Raw genomic sequence first — 15,800 nt, 5'->3', positions numbered from 1 at the left:
AACCGGCCCCCGAATGGGGAGGGATCATGGCACAGGCCAACGGAGTTCCGTGCTGGATGGACCTGCTGACGTCGGACACGGAGCGGGCGCGCGAGTTCTACGGGCGAGTGCTCGGCTGGACCGCTGCTGAGGCCTCGGACGAGTTCGGCGGGTACTTCATGTTCTTTGCCGACGGTGCACCGGCGGCCGGGTGCATGCCGACGCAACCGGGCGTGGGCATCGCCGACGTGTGGGGCACCTACCTCACCGAGGACGACGCCGACACCGCGCTCGCCCGGGTCGCCGAGCACGGCGGGGCCGTCCGGGTTCCCGCGATGCCCGTCGCCGACCTCGGCATCCAGGCGATAGTCGAAGACCCGTCGGGCGCGCGGATCGGGATCTGGCAGCCGGGTACGTTCCCCGGCTTCGGTCCTGTCGGCACGGGCAAGCCGGGCACGCCCGCCTGGTTCGAGCTGCACACCAGGGAGCACGCCGGCTCGGTCGCCTTCTACCGCGACGCGCTCGGCTGGCAGCCGAAGGTGCTCAGCGACACCGATGAATTCCGGCTGACCGCGATCGAGGACGACGGGACTGGCACTCCGCAGCCGGTCGCGGGCATCATGGACGCGAGCGGCTACCTGCCCGCGGGGGAGGGACCGCGCTGGGAGGTCTACCTGTCGGTGGACAGCGCCGACAAGGCCCTGCAGGCCGCCGTCGAACTGGGTGGCACCGTCCTGCGGGAGCCCGAGGACACCCCGTACGGCAGGATCGGCTCGGCGGCCGACCCGATGGGCGCCCGCTTCAACGTCGTCAGCCGCCTTTAGCCCCGCGGTCCTTGCCGCCCTTGGCCAGGTCGCGCCATGAGGACTCGGACACCTCGATGTCGTAGCGCTTCGCGGCGGCCAGGATCCGCTGCCACGCCCGGTCGCGCTCGGCGTCGCTGACCCCTTCGACCTGGTCGAAGCGCGCGATCGCGTTGCGCACGTGCCTCGCGTCGGTCAGCGGTTCCTTGCGCTCCTTGGGGAAGGCGAACTCGCTGTTCTTCAGGTCGTCCTTGTCCGCGGTGCTCATGCCCTGGCCCTGGCGCGGAACGTCCTTGCCGTGCGCACGGGCGCTCTGTGCCTCCCTGGCCTTCGCGATGTTCTGGCGGGCGGCTTCCTTCTGCTTGGCGGTCGCCATGAGGGACTCCTTTCCGCTGGTATGGCTACAACGGCCGTCTACCCGGAGCCCTCATGGCTACACGCCGAATGGCTACACGCCGCCGGTCAGCGTCACGCCGCCGTCCAGTACCAGGGTCTGCCCGGTGATCCAGCTGGCCTGGTCGGACAGCAGGAAGACGACCGCGCCCGCGATGTCCTCGGGGACCCCGAGGCGCTTGAGCGGGTAGGCGGCGGCCACCTTCTCCTCCTTGCCTTCGTACAGCGCGGTGGCGAACTTCGTCTTCACCACGGCGGGCGCGATCGCGTTGACCCGGACGCGCGGGCCGAGCTCGACGGCGAGTTCGGTGGTAAGCCGGATCAGTGCGGCCTTGCTTATCCCGTACATGCCGATGCCAGGGCTCGGCCGCAGGCCGGCCACGGAGGAGACGTTCACGACCGAGCCGCCGTGCTCGCCCATCCAGGCGTCGACAGCCAGCCGGGTCCAGGCAAGCGGCGCGAGCACGTTGACCGCGAGGATCTTGGCGGCCGCAGCGGGGTCGGTGCCGAGGACCGGGCCGTAGACGGGGTTGATGCCGGTGTTGTTGACAAGCATGTCAAGCCGGCCGAACGTCTCGATGGTCGTGGCCACCGTTTCGGCCTGGTGGGCGGCGTCGTCGGCCTTGCCGGGCACCGCGATCGCGACTTCTGGCCCGCCCAGCTCGGCCACCGCCGCGGCGAGCGTCTCGGCGCCGCGGGCGGTGACGCACACCCGCGCCCCCTGCCTGACGAGTTCCGCGGCGACGCCAAGGCCGATGCCCCGGCTCGCACCGGTGACGATGGCCACCCGGTCCTTCAGTGATTCCATCTGCCTCTTTCCGCCTGCCTCGGTCGCGCTGTCCTGCGCGGGTCGCTTACGCCCGCGTGGCGTTCACGGCGACGGTACCAGGCGCGCGGCCTGGTGCCGAGGGGGCAGTTGGGTGGCTGTTACGGCGCGGGGACCACAGTGGTGACCGTCTCGAGTCCGGTGATGGCGAGCACCGGCGCGAGAATGCCGGTGGCGATGATCTTGATACGGGACGCGTGCGGGAGCAGCGCGGTCAGGCCGGCGCTGTCCAGGTAGCTCACCGCGGTCAGGTCCACGATGACGCGCGCAATCGGCGGCACCGCCGCGGCCGCCTCGTCGAGCGCCGCGCCGAAGCTGGCGGCGTTGCTCATGTCGATCTCGCCCGCGGCGGCCAGCACGGTGGCGCCGGCGTCGTCCCGCCGGGTGGAAAGCTCAAGAGGAGCGGTCACCGGTGATCCTCGCCTCCATGATGACGGTCGTGCCCGCCCCGTCGGGCTCGATGCTAACCCTGTCCATGAACGCCTGCATGAGCGGGATTCCCTTACCGCGGAACGGCGCGGGCGCCGGCGGCAGCCACTGGCCGCTGTCGGTCACGGTCATCCGGAGCGTGCCCGCGGTGACGGAGGCACGCAGTCGGATTTCGCCGCCCGGGCGCTCGCGGTGGCCGTGCTCGATCGCGTTGGCGACCGCTTCTCCCGCCGCCACCAGGGCGTCCTGAGCCAGCCGGATGCCGAGGCCGCAGCCGTCGAGCCACTGCCGCAGCCGGGTGCGCACCGGTCCGAGCTGGCCGATCTCCGCGGGAAAGTTCAGCTCAAGCGGGGCTGGATGGCGGTAGAGCACCATGGCGACGTCGTCCCCGTATCCGTCGGGAGGCGCGAGCCGGGTCATGAGCCTGGTCGCGAGGTCCTCGAGTGAGTCCTCGCCGCCGCTCATGACCGCGATCCCGGCCTCGGATATGCCATCGGTCAGCGGACGGCCCCGCCGTTCCACGAGGCCGTCGGTGTAAAGCAGCAGGGTCGACCGCGGTTCGAGCAGGTAGCCCGCGTCGCGGCGCCTGGGAGTCGGCCCGGCGGCGAGCGGGAACGAGCGGGCCTCCTCAAAAAGGTCGACGCGGCCGTCCGGGTGGACAACGAGAGCCGGCGGGTGCCCGGCGCTCGAATAGCTGACCCGCCCGGTCGCCGGGTCGAGGATGGCGCAGCACATCGTGGTGCACTCCGCGCCGGGTACGGACGCCGCGAACCGGTCCATGGCGGCAAGTACCTGGCCCGGGCTCCCGTCCTGGAGCAGCAGCGCACGGCAGGCGCTGCGCAACTGCCCCATCACCGTCGCGGCGCCGAGGTCGTGCCCGACGCAGTCGCCGACCACGATCGCGATCCGCCCGTCGGGCAGCCCGATGATGTCGTGCCAGTCGCCGCCCACCTCGAGCGGGCGGGTGGCGGGCTCGTACCTGGCGCTGAATCCCGCGGGAAGCTGCGCGGGGCCCAGGATGGAGCGCTGCAGCGCGAGCGCCGTCTCGCGCTGCTGGTCGGTCTGGTGCGCCCGGCTCAGCGCCTGGCCGAGCTGCCCGCAGAGCAGGCTGAGCAGCGTCTGATCCTCGATGGTCAGCGTCCTGCCGTCGGCCAGGTCGATCCAGATCGTCAGCGTGCCCGAGGGATGCTCGAGGCTCACGCCCGCGCCGCCGCCTGCCGCCGCAGGCGTGAGCGGCGCCCGCTCGCGCAGGCCGGCCAGCTGCTCGCGCACCGCGGGGGCAAGGCTCTCCCACTCGTCGCCCGCGGTGCTGAAGGTGACCGACGGCCCTGCCGCGTCGGTCCAGATGGCCGCGACGACGCGCCTGGCGTGCCATAGCCGGTGCAGTTCACCGAGCGCCTCGCGCAGCGTGTCGGCCATGTTGTGGGCACGCGTCAGCACCTGACCGAGCGAGGCGAGGGCGCTTTGTCGCTGGATGACGTAGTGTTCGGCGGTCACATCGCGGAGTGTTCCCACCACGAGCCGCCCGTTGTCCGAGTCGGTGATCTCGTTGAAGCTGCCCGCCACCCACAGCCGGCGACCGTCGCGGTGCCTGACGGGGACGTGGAAGTTCCCGCCCGCGCGCTCCCTGGTGTCCCGGTAGGCCTCCTCGGCCATCCGGCGGTCGTCCGGGCCGGATTCCGCATCTGGCCACCACGGGTGCGGTGCCGGGTAAGGCAGCCCCTCGGGGCCGTAACCGAGCATGTCCGCGAAGGCCGAGTTGATCTCAAGGACGGCGCCGTCCGGGCCGCTGAGGAAGAAGGCCTCGTGCAGCGACTCGATGAGCGCCGCCCGCCACCGTGCGTGCTGGCTGCGCATCCGGGACAGCTGCACGCTTGCCCGGACCCTGGCGAGCAGCTCGGCGGCGGAGAACGGCTTTACCAGGTAGTCGTCGGCCCCGGCGTCGAGACCCTCGATCGCCGCATCCTGGCCGGCTCGCGCCGAGAGCAGCAGCACCGGCACGTCGGCCGTACGGGGATCGGCTCGCAGCGCGGCGACAAGCCCGAGGCCGTCGAGCCGAGGCATCATCACGTCGCTGATGACCAGATCGGGCGGCCGCACCCGCGCGGCGTCCAGGGCGGCGCGGCCGTCGGTGACCGTGCTCACCAGGTAATGGGGCCGCAGCAGCCGCTCCAGGTACTCGCGCATGTCTGCGTTGTCGTCGGCGAGCAGCACCCGTGGGCCCTCGGACGGCGTCCGCGCCGCTGCCCGCGCGCCGGGCAGCGCGCCCGCCGTGGCGGCGCCGGACGGGTCGTTCTGCGCCTGGTCGTCGGCCGGCGGCAGCCAGCGCATCGCCTCCTGCACGTACGGGTCGGCGGACACGACAAACAGCGGCCGGCCGCTCGCCGCCACGCCGGCCTCGGCGTCAGCGTCGTCCGGCCCGCCGGCGACATCCGCGCCCGCGTCGCCTGCCGCGCCTGCGTCGCCCGCCGGCGGGTGGGTGAACGGAAGGCGCACGGTGAAGGCGGTGCCCTCGTGCTCGCTGCTTTCCGCGTCGATCGTCCCCCGGTGCAGCCCGACGAGCTCCCGGACCAGCGCCAGGCCGATGCCGCTGCCCTCGTTGGACCGCGCCCGCACGTTCTGCACGCGGTGGAAGCGGTCGAACAGCTGTGGCAGCTCGGCCTGGGGAATCCCGGTCCCGGTGTCCGCCACCCGCAGCACCGCCTGCCCGTCCTTCTCGCCGAGCGTGACCGTAATGCCGCCGTCGAAGGTGAACTTGAGCGCGTTGCTGAGCAGGTTGAGAACGATCTTCTCCCACATTTCCCTGTCGACGTAGACCGGTGCGCTGAGCGCCGGGCAGTCCACCTCGTAGCGCAGGCCGGCCCGTTCGATGGCCGAGCGGAAGACGCTGGCAAGCTCGGCCGTGAAGGCGCTCAGGTCGGTCGGCTCGTAGCTGGCCCGCATCCGGCCGGCCTCGATCCTGGAGAAGTCAAGCAGCGAGTTGACCAGCTTCCCGAGCCGCAGGCCGTTGCGGTGGATCACGTCGAGTTCCGAGCGAGCGGCGTCGTCCGCCGGGCCGAGGCGGCGGCGCAGTTCTTCGACCGGGCCCATGATCAGGGTGAGCGGGGTGCGGAACTCGTGGCTGATGTTGGAGAAGAACGTCGTCTTGGCCCGGTCGAGCACGGCGAGTTCCTCCGCCCTGCGCAGTTGCGCCTGGTAGGCGATCGCCCCGTTGACAAGGGCCGCCGACTGCCGCGCGACCAGGCCGAGGAAGTCCTGGTAGGCCGCGTCGAGCGTGCGGCCCGCACTGGCCGCGAGCACCATCGCGCCGACCGGCTCGCCGCCGGCGTCGCCCGGTAGCGGCAGCACCATCGCCTCGGCGGGCGGGTCGCGCCAGCCGCCGGACGGCAGCCCTCCGAACCGGGCCGCCACGTCGCGGAGCACCACCGGCCGCCCGCCGTGCAGCACCTCGACGGCCGGCCAGCCGGGCGCGGGTCCCGGCATGGTGCTCGCGGCCAGCGTGGCTTCGGCAACGTCTCGGGTCCCGTCGGCTGCACGCAGGTAGATCGCGGCGTACGGCACGACCTGCCCGGCACGGGACAGGATCTCGGTCACCACCTCGCAGACTTCGGCGACGCCGCGCCCGCGCCCGGCCTGCGCACCGAGGTTCTGCAGCACGGCCAGACGGTGCCGGCCCACCACCTGCTCGGTGCTCTCGGTAACCGCCGTGAAGACGCCGCGGACGGCGCCGTCGTCGTCGTGCAGCGGACTGTAGGAGTACGTCCAGTACGTCTCTTCCCAGTACCCGTGCCGGCGCATGGGCAGCAGCAGGTCCTCCGACCAGGTGGCCTGACCGCTGCTCAGCACCGAGTCGAGCATCGGTCCGATCGTGTCCCAGATCTCGCTCCACACCTCGCGCCCGGGCAGGCCGAGGGCCGGGTGCTTGTCGCCGAGCAGTGGCATGTAGGCGTCGTTGTAGAGGAACCGCAGCTCGGGGCCCCACCAGACGATCATCGGGAAGCGCGAGGTGAGGCAGATCCGGCAGGCGGTGCGCAGGCTTGCCGGCCAGTCCCGCGGGTCGCCGAGCGCCTGCGGTCCCCAGGAGTAGTCCCTCATCCGCCGCGCCATCTCCCCGTCTCCGGGAAAGGCAAGGTGGGCACTGCTGAGGTTCCGCATGAGCGAAAACTACCATCGCCGCATGGACCCAAACGGGCAGGCCGGGGTGCATTTCGCCCGCCTGCGGCAGCGGGCGGGCAGGTACGTCACTCAGGACCGGAAGGCGCTGTCTCGCCGTCGGCGTGCTCGCCGCTGTCCTGCCGGGTGCGCCGCTATTCCGCCTGCTGCGCGGCCCGGATGGCGGCGAGCGACGTCACGCCGGCCATGAACATTTCCACGCCGAACTGGTAGTGCAGCTCGGGATCGTCGCACGCGGTCATCGGGATGGCGCACTCGACGAGCCGCGGGTACCTGGCAGGCGGCAGCATGGCAAGCGTCACCTGCTTCTTGCGCTGCAGCTCGGTCCGCGCCGCCTCGTCGATCAGCTCGATGCCCGGCTCGCTCATCACCAGCATCAGGCCGGTCCACAGCGCGGAGCGGGCGATCGCGCTCGCGTCAAGCGGGCTGAATCCGGCGGTGCGCAGGATGTCCAGCGTGAACTCGGTGGCATTAAGCGCGGACTCGTTGTTCAGCTTCTCCGAGCTGGCGAGCAATTGCGCCGCGGCCGGGTGCGCGCGCAGCACGGTGAGCAGCGAGACGAGCAGCCCGCGCAGCTGATCCGTCCACGGCGCCGTGCGGTCGATGGCGGCGATGTCGATCTCGCTCCAGACGCGCTCGGCGAGGCCCTCGAGCAGTTCGTCCTTGCCGCGGAAGTGCCAGTACAGCGCCATCGGCGTCACGCCGAGCTCGGTGGCGAGCTTGCGGATCGTCAGCGACTCCAGGCCCGACGCGTCGGCGAGCGCCAGCGCGCGGTCGACCACGGCGGCCCTGGTCAGGCGAACACGCTCGCCCTCGTCCGGCGGCTGGTCGCCTACCGTGCCGGCTACTCGCGCCGGCTGCCTGGAAGAAGTCACTTGACAACTATACGGCGTACAAGGCAGGATCGGCAATGAGCACATGTACGGCGTATAAGAACGCCATACAGGTACGGCTTACAGGTACGTCGTATATGAACGAGGGAAGGGCCGAAGCGATGGCCGGACGGGCACGATGGTGGGCGCTGACCGCGGTCAGCCTCGCCACCTTGATGAGTTATCTAGACAACAACGTGGTCAACGTGGCGCTCCCGACGATCGAGCGCAGCCTGCACCTTTCGGTGAGCGGGCTTGAGTGGATCGTCAGCAGCTACCTGCTTGTCCTTGGCGGCCTGCTGCTGGTCGGCGGCCGGGTGGCCGACGTCTTCGGCAGGCGCCGGATGTTCCTGATCGGCCTGACCATCTTCACCCTCTCCTCGCTCGCCGCGGGCCTGGCGGGAAGCGCGGGCGTGCTGATCGCCGCGCGGGCGGTCCAGGGCCTCGGCGCCGCGCTCGTGATGCCGGCCAGCCTCGCGATCATCGCCGCGACGTTCACCAACGCACGCGAGCGCACCGCGGCGATCGGCATCTGGAGCGCGGTGGGCGCACTCGGGCTCGCGCTTGGCCCGGCGATCGGCGGGCTGATCAGCCAGCACCTGCACTGGGGCTGGATCTTCCTGATCAACGTGCCGCTTGGCGCGGTCACCATCGCGATCGCGCTGCCGTTCGTCAGCGAGTCGCACGGCAGGGTGGCGGAAGACGGCGCGCCCGCTGGCCGGGTCCGCGCGATGCTCGACATTCCGGGCCTGATCACCTCCGCGGTCGCGCTGTTCTCACTGACCTACGCGCTGATCGAGGGCGGCGACAGGGGCTGGACCTCGCCGCTGATCGTCGGCTCGTTCGCGGTCGCGGCCGTCGCGGCGGCGGTCTTCCTCGCGATCGAGTCGCGCAGCGCGCACCCGATGATCCCGCTGCCCATCTTCCGGTCCGCTGCCTTCAGCGGCGGTCTCGGCACGATGATGATCTGGTCGTTCGGCGTGCTCGGCATCTACTTCTTCACATCGCTGTACCTGCAGGCCAACCTCGGCTTCTCGCCGACCAAGGCGGGCATGGCGTTCGTGCCGATGGCGCTGTGCCTGGCCATCGCCGCGACCCTCTCGCCGCGCGTCACCGCGATCATCGGCGAGCACCGCACCGTGGCGCTCGGCATGGCGATCATGACCGTCGGCCTAGTGCTGTTCGCCCAGCTGGGCGCCGGCGCCACGTTCAACGCGCTGCTGCCAGGGTTCGTGCTGTTCGGCCTCGGCGCTGGCCTGATGAACGTGCCGCTCGCCAACGCGGTGCTCGGCGGCGCGCCCACTGCGCAGGCGGGCATGGCCTCCGCGCTGCTCAACGCCTCCCGTGAAGTCGCGGGCCTGCTCGGCGTGACGGTCATCGGCGCGGTACTCAGGTCGAGCGAGTCAAGCTCGCTCCGGTCGGGCGTCAGCCAGGCGCAGGCCTTCATCGACGGCTACCACTCGGGCCTGTGGCTGACGATCGGCCTGCTCGCCGCCGGCGTCGTGCTCAGCTACGTCACCCTGCGGCCGCGGCGCACCGGAGAGCTGACGATTGACGAGGCGCTTGCAGGCCTTGACGACACGGTTCCCGGCACAGCTTCAGGCACCGCCGAGACGCCGCTCACCGCGCGCGCCTCCGTCCCGGCGCAGTCGCCCGCCTCCCGGAACATCACTAGGGGGGCCGCGCCCGCGGACGGCCGCTGACCCGGGGCGGGCACGCAGCCCGGGCCCCGACCCCCCGGACTGCCGCACCGCCCGCCCCGGCCGCCCGCCTCCCGTGCCGCCGCATCGCAAGGCGGTCACGGGGGCGGGCCGGTCAAGCCGCTTCCGGGGCCGCCACGCCGCAAGGAGGCTCCGGGGGCCGGAGAGCAAGCCGCATCCGTTCGGGAGAGGAAGGAATCCCGGACGGATGCGGCTTCGCGTTTCCCGGTTGGGCGGCGCCTGGGCCCGGGCGTTTGCTACCGCGTGGCCGTCAGCTCACGCCCCACAGCCTCGCGAACGCGCCCTCGAAGGAGTTGTCGCCGCGCCCGCACCCGCCTACCGCACAACCACCTGACCCGCGCCCCGCGGGCTCCCCGAGCCCCGAGCCAGTCGAGATCCCCGGCCACAGACCCGCCTGGCCGGAAACCGAAGGCCGTCCCGCGATTCCGGCGGCGCGGCCGGCGGTGCACGGACAGACATGTACTGACTTGCGGGCAAAAGTGCGCCCGATTTGGCCCAGTTTGTTCCCCCAAACTCGGTATACCTTGTCCCACGGCACCCTACGACAGGAGGCCGGGGGCACTCTCCGCCCGATTTGCCGTGTTTGCCGGGCGGAGATAGGCGCCGTACAGAGATCGCTGAACACGCGGCCCTCGAACTCCGGCAGGCGGCGCGCTGCTACGAGGGATACGCGGGCTGGTCGGGCCGGATCAGCAGGCAGCTGCTCGTGGCCGTGACGTAGACCTTCCCCGCAGCGTCGGTGATCCTGGCCTCGGCGAGTGCCGTGCGCCGGCCGAGGTGGACCACGTTGCCTTCGGCGGTGATCGGGCCGGTTTCGACCGTGACCGGCCGGAGGAACTTCACCGACAGGTCAAGGCTCGTGTAGAAAACGCCCGCGGGAAGCAAGGTGTGCACCGCGCAGCCGCAGGCCGAGTCGAGCATGGTCGCGAACACGCCGCCGTGCACGGTGCCGAGCGGGTTGTAGTGGAATTCCTTCGGTGTCATCCGGAAGGTTGCCTGTCCCTCGCCGAAGGCCACGCCATCGAAGTCGAGAGCCCGCATGACTGGCGGCGGCGGGATCGTTCCCTCCCCGATCGCGGCGAAGAACTCGGCACCGCTCAGGCCGGCACCGGCGGTGGCGATCGCCACCGGGTCGGACCAGGTGAAGGTGCGCTGCCGTGCCTGCTCGGTATCGGGCGCTGTCGTCGTCATGGCCACCTCGCTCTCCAGAGTCTGAGTTTCAGAAAACAACCTAGCACGCGTAGCATGCCGGTCATGAGGCCGTATAGCGCGTACGACAGCGACACCTGCTCGATCGCCAGGACGCTCGCCCTGATCGGCGATCGCTGGACGCTCCTGGTGCTGCGCGACGTGGCCAACGGCGTCCGCCGCTTCGACGAGCTGGCCGGTCACCTGGGCGTGGCGCGCAACGTGCTGTCGGCTAGGCTCGCCCGCCTGGCGGAAGCCGGCCTTGTCGAGCGCACCGCCTACCGCGAGCCGGGCGCGCGCGAACGGCTCGAGTACCGGCTCAGCACGGCGGGCCGCGACCTGATGCCGGTCCTGCTTGCCTTCATGGCATGGGGCGACTCGCACCTGGCCGGCCAGGAAGGCCCGCCGGCCATCGTCACGCACGCCGGCTGCGGCGCGCCGATCAGGGTCGCGGTCACCTGTGCGGACGGCCATGACCTGGGGGAGCGGCCTCATGTACTGGTGCAGCCCGGGCCGGGAAGCCGGATGCGGGCCTAACCAGGCGGTGCTCAGGCGAGGACAGCGTGTCGCTTGCCAGTCCAACAGAACCAGCAAAAGGCGCGCGGCTACTGTCGCTAGGCGCCCGGCCGGCGAAGCCCGCCAAGCCAGGCAAGCGACGGTTTCGGCCGGCGCTCGAACGTACGCCTGTCGACGCCGATGAGGCCGAAGGTGGGCCGGTAGTCGCCCCACTCGTAGTTGTCGAGCAGGCTCCAGTGGAAGTAGCCGTCGACTCGGATGCCGTCGTCCATGACGGAAGCCAGGCCGTCGAGCGCCCCCGCGGTGTAGGCGATGCGCTGCGCGTCGTCGCCGGTGGCGATGCCGTTCTCGGTGACGATGAGCGGAACGGAACCGAGCACGCCTGCGGCCGTGCGCACGGCGTTGCCGAGCGCGGCGGGATAGTACTCCCAGCCGGTGAGCGTGCGGACGGCGTCGTCGGGCAGCGCCGCGGTGGAAGGGTCGGCGGCCGTGCCGCGCACCCGGGTCCTGCTGTAGGCCTGCACGCCGAACCAGTCGTCGCCCGCCGCTGCCTCGATGAACCGCGTCTCACGCGCCCCCGCGTAAGTGCGGGCGGCGTCCAGGTACTCCGGAGCGAGCGGTTCGATGCCCAGCATGGCCACGCTCCAGCCGGTCTTCGCGCCGGGATTGTTGCGGCGCAGCGTGGCGCGCGCCGCCTGGTGTGCCTCGATGAGGCGTTCCGTCAGCGCGAGATCGGCTGGCGGCAGGCCGTTCCGCAGGTCGACGCGACTGCCGTCGAGTGCATGCCGGAAGATCGCGACCATGTTCGGCTCGTTGATCGTGCACACGTGCCCGACGTCAGCACCGAGGATCTCTCCCGCGATGTCCACGAAGCGGTCGAACCGTGCGATCCCGTCCGGGTGCGTCCAGCCGCCATCGGCCGTGAACCAGGCCGGCGACGTGAAGTGGTGCAGCGTGACCATCGGGCGCAGGCCGCGCGCGATCGCGCCGAGCACCATCGCGCGGTAGTGCGCGACCGCGGCCCGCGAGACACGGCCGGTGATGGGTTCGATCCTGGCCCACTCGATGCTGAACCGGTAGTCGGTGAACCCCGCCGCCGCTAGCAGGTCCATGTCCTCGCCCCAGCGGTGGAAGCTGTCGACCGCGTCCAGGCTGGGCTCGGACACGAAGCTGCCCGGCGCGTTCTCCAGGACCCACCAGTCGCTGCTCGCGTTGCCGCCCTCGGTCTGATGACCGGAGGTCGACGCACCCCAGAGGAAGTCAAGCGGGACGGTGAATGACACCTCATGCCTCCTAGTAGGACAAGCTAGTAGGACAAGCTCGCTGCGCAGCCTATTACGCGATACCGCGCCGTAAAAGATCCGAGATGGGGAATGCTCTGGCGCTGGCCGGTGTTTTATGGTACAGTTCGAGTATTGGCCTGGTGCCCATCTGAGTGGCCCGGCTAGCCTCCCAAGCGCCTCACCTGAGCATGTCCTAAGTAGGCAGAGCACAGGCGCTGACGAAGATCCCGAGTCTTCAGGGAAATACTCACTCATCAGACATAGCGCTGCTCAGCAGCCGTTTCACGCTTGCCTTCCACGCATGCCAACGGCTCTATTCGCCATGCGCTTTTCACTCTCCTCGAGAGGAGATCCCATGACCGCAATCGCGGAAGAAATCAACGCAGTAACCACAGCAGAACCCCAAGCAGAAACCAGAGAACAAGCCAAGACGGCAATCCAGGAAAAGCAGGAAATCACGGTCGCGGGCATCGCCGATCTGAGCGACGGGCGCGGTTTCCTGCGGACCGACGGCTACCGAAGGTCGAGGAACGACATCCCGCTCAGCGCCGCCCAGGTCCGCAGGTTCGGACTGCGCGCTGGCGACCAGATCGAGGGCACGGCGACCGGGAACGGCCGTAACGGCAGGACCCTGATCGGCGTCGCGACCATCAACGGCCTGCCCGCGAACCGGGCGGAAAGCCGGCCGAGGTTCGACAACCTCACTCCCATCTACCCCAGAGAACGTCTGCGGCTCGAAGACGGCGACCCGTCGCCCGCCGCCCGGATCATCGACCTGGTGGCGCCGATCGGCAAGGGCCAGCGCGGTCTCATCGTCGCGCCGCCGAAGGCAGGCAAGACCACCGTGCTCAAGACGATCGCGCACGCGATCGCCGAGGGCCACCCCGAGGTGCACCTCATGCTGGTCCTCGTCGGCGAGCGCCCGGAAGAGGTAACCGATCTGCGCCGCCTGATCCGCGGCGAGGTGATCTCCTCGACCTTCGACCAGTCGCCCGCCGACCACATTCAGGCGGCGGAGCTCGCGATCGAGCGGGCCAAGCGGCTCGCGGAACTCGGCCGCGACGTGGTCGTCATGCTCGACTCGCTCACCAGGCTCGGCCGCGCCTACAACCTGGCCGCCCCCGCGAGCAGCCGCATCCTCAGCGGCGGCGTGGCGGCGTCCGCGCTCGAACCGCCGCGAAGGTTCCTCGGCGCGGCGCGCTGCCTGGAGGAAGGCGGCTCGCTGACCATCCTGTCCACCGCGCTCATCGAGACCGGTTCTCAGCTGGACAGCGTCCTGTTCGAGGAGTTCAAGGGAACAGGCAACATGGAGCTGCGCCTCCGCCGTGACCTGGCAGAAAAGCGGCTGTTCCCGGCGATCGACCCGATGCCTTCCGGCACCCGCCGCGAGGAACTCCTGATGGGCCCGGGTGAGCACGCCGCCGTGGTGAGCCTGCGGCGGGCACTTGCCGCCCTCGACAGCCAGCACGCCATCGAGCTGCTCCTCGAGAAGACCACTCTCCCGAACGAGATCCTGCTCCGCCAGATCAGCGCCGCCCGCTGACCTGCCGCAGGCCGGCGTAAGTCGCACCCCGGCCTGCGGCCGGCGGCACCGGAGCCGCAGCCTGCCGCCCCCTTAGGGGTGTCCATCACGCGACGCCCGGCGTATATCGGGTGTCCACGGTCCGGACCGCTATGACAGGGTGGCTGTCATGACTGAGCCGAACAGCACGGAAGAACTTCCGGAGCGTTGGAACGCGCTCGGGCCGGACTCCAGCATGTGGATGGACGTGAAGGAGGACCCGAGGTTCACCGAGGGGACTGACGTCGATGGCGAGCGGGATACGATGCTCGGCTACCTGCGCGGTTACCGGCTGACCCTTGAGATGAAGTGCGAGGGCCTCGACGCGGAACAGCTGGCCCGCAGGTCGGTGCCGCCCTCGACCATGTCGCTGCTCGGCCTCGTCAGGCACATGGCCGACGTGGAGCGCAACTGGTTCCGCCGGGTAATGGCACAGACCGACGCACCGCCGCTTTACTGGAGCGACGATATCCCCGACGCCGACTGGGCGGGCGCGACCGCCGACCCGGCCGTGGTGGCTGAGGCCTGGCTTGCCTGGCGCGATGAGATCGCCTTCGCCAACGAGTACATCGCAGCCACCGACGACCTGGGCGTCCGCAGCCCGATGCCTGACGGCAGCACGGTGGCACTGCGCGACGTGATCATCCACATGATCGAGGAGTACGCCAGGCACTGCGGCCACGCCGACCTGCTCCGCGAGCGCATCGACGGCCGCGTCGGCCAGTAACCGCCACCGGCGACGGTCTAACTCTGCGGCGACGGCGAGAGGTCCCCGCCGCCCGCCGTGTCCGGCCTCCCGGGTCCGCCGCCGGGGTCACCGGGTCCGCCGCCGGGGTCACGTTCGCCGCTGACGTCGGGTCCAACGCCAGGCTCACTGGCGTCACCAGTCGCAGCAGGTTCGCTGCTGGTCTCAGGTCCGCTGCCAAAGTCACGGCCGTCGGCGTCACGTCCGCCGTGAGCGTCAGGTCCGGCTCCGGCGTCGGAGCCCCGGCGCCGCCCGCGGTGGCCGCGGTGGCCGCGGCCGAGCAGCATGAGCGTGGCGTAGCTGAGCACGAGCCCCGCCGCCGCGTACCCGCCGAGGACGAGCAGGTCCCTCGTGATGCCCGCGTTGCCGAAGTAGGCGGCGCCGCGGACCGCGTCGGTTCCCGCTCCCGGCGGCAGCCACGGCCCGATCGCGGCCCAGAAGGGCGGCAGCAGCGGCCATCCGTACGCACCGCCCGCGCTGGGGTTGCCGGCGATGACGAACAGCAGGATCGCGATGCCGATGCCGATGATGCCGGCCATCGTCATCAGGGCGGTGGTGAACGCGCCGGCGGCGAAGACCACCAGGGTGCCGATGCCCCACAGGCCGAGGGTGTCGGTGGGCAGCGCGTGCAGCCAGGGGCCGACGATCAGCGCGCCGAGCAGTGCGGTGACCGCGGCGTACAGCGCAAGGGCGATCAGCCGGATGGTGATCCTGTTGACGTTGGCGGACCGCGCACCCGAGCTCAGGCCGAGCAGTGACGCCGCCAGGTAACCGCCGATCATCCAGCCGATGACCAGGTAGAACGCGGAGAGCCCGTTGTGGTCTCCCGACGCGGGCGGCCGGATGTCCACGACGGTCAGCCGGCGGCCCGAGCGCGCCTCGGTCGTCTGGAGCACGGAGGTCAGCGCGTTGACGGTGGACGTGCCCGCTGCACTGGCCACGGTCAGCCGGTCGGTGTTTCCTGAGACGCTGATCTCTAGCACGCCGTAGCTGGACCGGTCGCGCAGCTTGGACAGCCCGGTGGCGCGGTCGGGCACCGCGGTGGCGTCGAGCGGATCGCCGGGCAGGGCGCTGAGCTGCGCCGCGGCGCGCCCGGCAGCCGCGGCGGCCGGCGCGGTTACCGAGACCGGAATCTGATGCGGTGCCGGCCGGTGAAAGGCGCCGATATAGGAGGCGATGAACGCCAGCTGGAGCAGCCCGATGCCGCAGACGAGCAGGAACGCGCGCGGCGTAACCGCGTCCCTTGCCTCGGCCGCGAAGCCGCGCCACCTTGTCCCCGCTGGTCGCTGGTGCATGGAGACGATGTTCCCG

At 70.8% G+C, this 15,800-nt stretch carries 13 protein-coding genes; 5 read left to right on the top strand and 8 right to left on the bottom strand.

The features are described 5' to 3' along the window. Positions 1-26: 26 nt before the first annotated feature. Positions 27-803 (top strand): VOC family protein, encoded by a 777-nt coding sequence (locus EAS64_RS06360; protein ID WP_145851706.1) that lies wholly within the window; start codon positions 27-29, stop codon positions 801-803. Here the strand turns inward: EAS64_RS06360 and EAS64_RS06355 are convergent. The 5 genes from EAS64_RS06355 to EAS64_RS06335 form a co-directional block, all read right to left on the bottom strand. Beyond that, positions 790-1,158, bottom strand: coding sequence for a DUF6582 domain-containing protein (locus EAS64_RS06355; protein ID WP_222849040.1), 369 nt, complete (start codon positions 1,156-1,158; stop codon positions 790-792). The two genes, EAS64_RS06360 and EAS64_RS06355, sit on opposite strands and share 14 nt — an antisense overlap. A gap of 72 nt (positions 1,159-1,230) precedes the next feature. Further along, entirely contained in the window at positions 1,231-1,983 is a 753-nt protein-coding gene (locus EAS64_RS06350; protein ID WP_145851705.1) for an SDR family oxidoreductase, read from the bottom strand. Positions 1,984-2,102: 119 nt separating this feature from the next. Next, entirely contained in the window at positions 2,103-2,411 is a 309-nt protein-coding gene (locus EAS64_RS06345) for an STAS domain-containing protein (RefSeq protein WP_145851704.1), read from the bottom strand. Continuing rightward, the gene (locus EAS64_RS06340; RefSeq protein WP_145851703.1) at positions 2,395-6,585 is read right to left on the bottom strand and encodes a SpoIIE family protein phosphatase; all 4,191 of its coding nucleotides are present in this window, start codon (positions 6,583-6,585) and stop codon (positions 2,395-2,397) included. The genes EAS64_RS06345 and EAS64_RS06340 overlap by 17 nt, the downstream gene beginning before the upstream one ends. Before the next feature lie 152 nt (positions 6,586-6,737). After that, a complete protein-coding gene (locus EAS64_RS06335; RefSeq protein ID WP_222849039.1) occupies positions 6,738-7,478 on the bottom strand; it encodes a TetR/AcrR family transcriptional regulator in 741 nt (246 codons plus the stop codon). A 95-nt stretch (positions 7,479-7,573) separates the two neighbouring features. On the opposite strand from EAS64_RS06335, the gene EAS64_RS06330 reads away from it, so the two are divergent. Beyond that, positions 7,574-9,178 (top strand): MFS transporter, encoded by a 1,605-nt coding sequence (locus tag EAS64_RS06330; protein WP_246115542.1) that lies wholly within the window; start codon positions 7,574-7,576, stop codon positions 9,176-9,178. A gap of 675 nt (positions 9,179-9,853) precedes the next feature. On the opposite strand, the gene EAS64_RS06325 is transcribed toward EAS64_RS06330, so the two are convergent. Then, positions 9,854-10,387, bottom strand: coding sequence for a PaaI family thioesterase (locus EAS64_RS06325; protein WP_145851701.1), 534 nt, complete (start codon positions 10,385-10,387; stop codon positions 9,854-9,856). Positions 10,388-10,450: 63 nt separating this feature from the next. Here EAS64_RS06325 and EAS64_RS06320 point away from each other — a divergent pair, with 63 nt between their 5' ends. Next, the gene (locus EAS64_RS06320; RefSeq protein ID WP_145851700.1) at positions 10,451-10,921 is read left to right on the top strand and encodes a winged helix-turn-helix transcriptional regulator; all 471 of its coding nucleotides are present in this window, start codon (positions 10,451-10,453) and stop codon (positions 10,919-10,921) included. A gap of 77 nt (positions 10,922-10,998) precedes the next feature. Here the strand turns inward: EAS64_RS06320 and EAS64_RS06315 are convergent, their stop codons facing one another. Continuing rightward, positions 10,999-12,183, bottom strand: a complete 1,185-nt coding sequence (locus tag EAS64_RS06315; protein ID WP_246115541.1) for a glycoside hydrolase family 1 protein — start codon at positions 12,181-12,183, stop codon at positions 10,999-11,001. A gap of 355 nt (positions 12,184-12,538) precedes the next feature. Between EAS64_RS06315 and rho the strand changes: the two genes are divergently transcribed. Together rho and EAS64_RS06305 are read left to right on the top strand one after the other, a co-directional pair. Further along, positions 12,539-13,726 (top strand): transcription termination factor Rho, encoded by a 1,188-nt coding sequence (gene rho, locus EAS64_RS06310; RefSeq protein ID WP_187365797.1) that lies wholly within the window; start codon positions 12,539-12,541, stop codon positions 13,724-13,726. Positions 13,727-13,874: 148 nt separating this feature from the next. Continuing rightward, positions 13,875-14,471, top strand: a complete 597-nt coding sequence (locus tag EAS64_RS06305; protein ID WP_187365718.1) for a DinB family protein — start codon at positions 13,875-13,877, stop codon at positions 14,469-14,471. A gap of 17 nt (positions 14,472-14,488) precedes the next feature. Here the strand turns inward: EAS64_RS06305 and EAS64_RS06300 are convergent, their stop codons facing one another. After that, the gene (locus EAS64_RS06300) at positions 14,489-15,784 is read right to left on the bottom strand and encodes an ABC-2 transporter permease (protein WP_222849038.1); all 1,296 of its coding nucleotides are present in this window, start codon (positions 15,782-15,784) and stop codon (positions 14,489-14,491) included. Between the last annotated feature and the right edge of the window lie 16 nt (positions 15,785-15,800).

The organism is Trebonia kvetii (assembly GCF_007827045.1).
GTDB lineage: Bacteria > Actinomycetota > Actinomycetes > Streptosporangiales > Streptosporangiaceae > Trebonia > Trebonia kvetii.
This window is presented reverse-complemented; position numbering and strand designations above follow the sequence as displayed.

What these genes read in the sequence shown, in the direction of transcription:
- EAS64_RS06330 (WP_246115542.1), top strand. Translation starts at nt 7,574, where the DNA reads ATGAACGAGGGAAGGGCCGAAGCGATGGCCGGACGGGCACGATGGTGG.
- EAS64_RS06360 (WP_145851706.1), top strand. Translation starts at nt 27, where the DNA reads ATGGCACAGGCCAACGGAGTTCCGTGCTGGATGGACCTGCTGACGTCG.
- EAS64_RS06355 (WP_222849040.1), bottom strand. Translation starts at nt 1,158, where the DNA reads ATGGCGACCGCCAAGCAGAAGGAAGCCGCCCGCCAGAACATCGCGAAG.
- EAS64_RS06340 (WP_145851703.1), bottom strand. Translation starts at nt 6,585, where the DNA reads ATGCGGAACCTCAGCAGTGCCCACCTTGCCTTTCCCGGAGACGGGGAG.
- EAS64_RS06325 (WP_145851701.1), bottom strand. Translation starts at nt 10,387, where the DNA reads ATGACGACGACAGCGCCCGATACCGAGCAGGCACGGCAGCGCACCTTC.
- EAS64_RS06300 (WP_222849038.1), bottom strand. Translation starts at nt 15,784, where the DNA reads ATGCACCAGCGACCAGCGGGGACAAGGTGGCGCGGCTTCGCGGCCGAG.
- EAS64_RS06305 (WP_187365718.1), top strand. Translation starts at nt 13,875, where the DNA reads ATGACTGAGCCGAACAGCACGGAAGAACTTCCGGAGCGTTGGAACGCG.
- EAS64_RS06350 (WP_145851705.1), bottom strand. Translation starts at nt 1,983, where the DNA reads ATGGAATCACTGAAGGACCGGGTGGCCATCGTCACCGGTGCGAGCCGG.
- EAS64_RS06320 (WP_145851700.1), top strand. Translation starts at nt 10,451, where the DNA reads ATGAGGCCGTATAGCGCGTACGACAGCGACACCTGCTCGATCGCCAGG.
- rho (WP_187365797.1), top strand. Translation starts at nt 12,539, where the DNA reads ATGACCGCAATCGCGGAAGAAATCAACGCAGTAACCACAGCAGAACCC.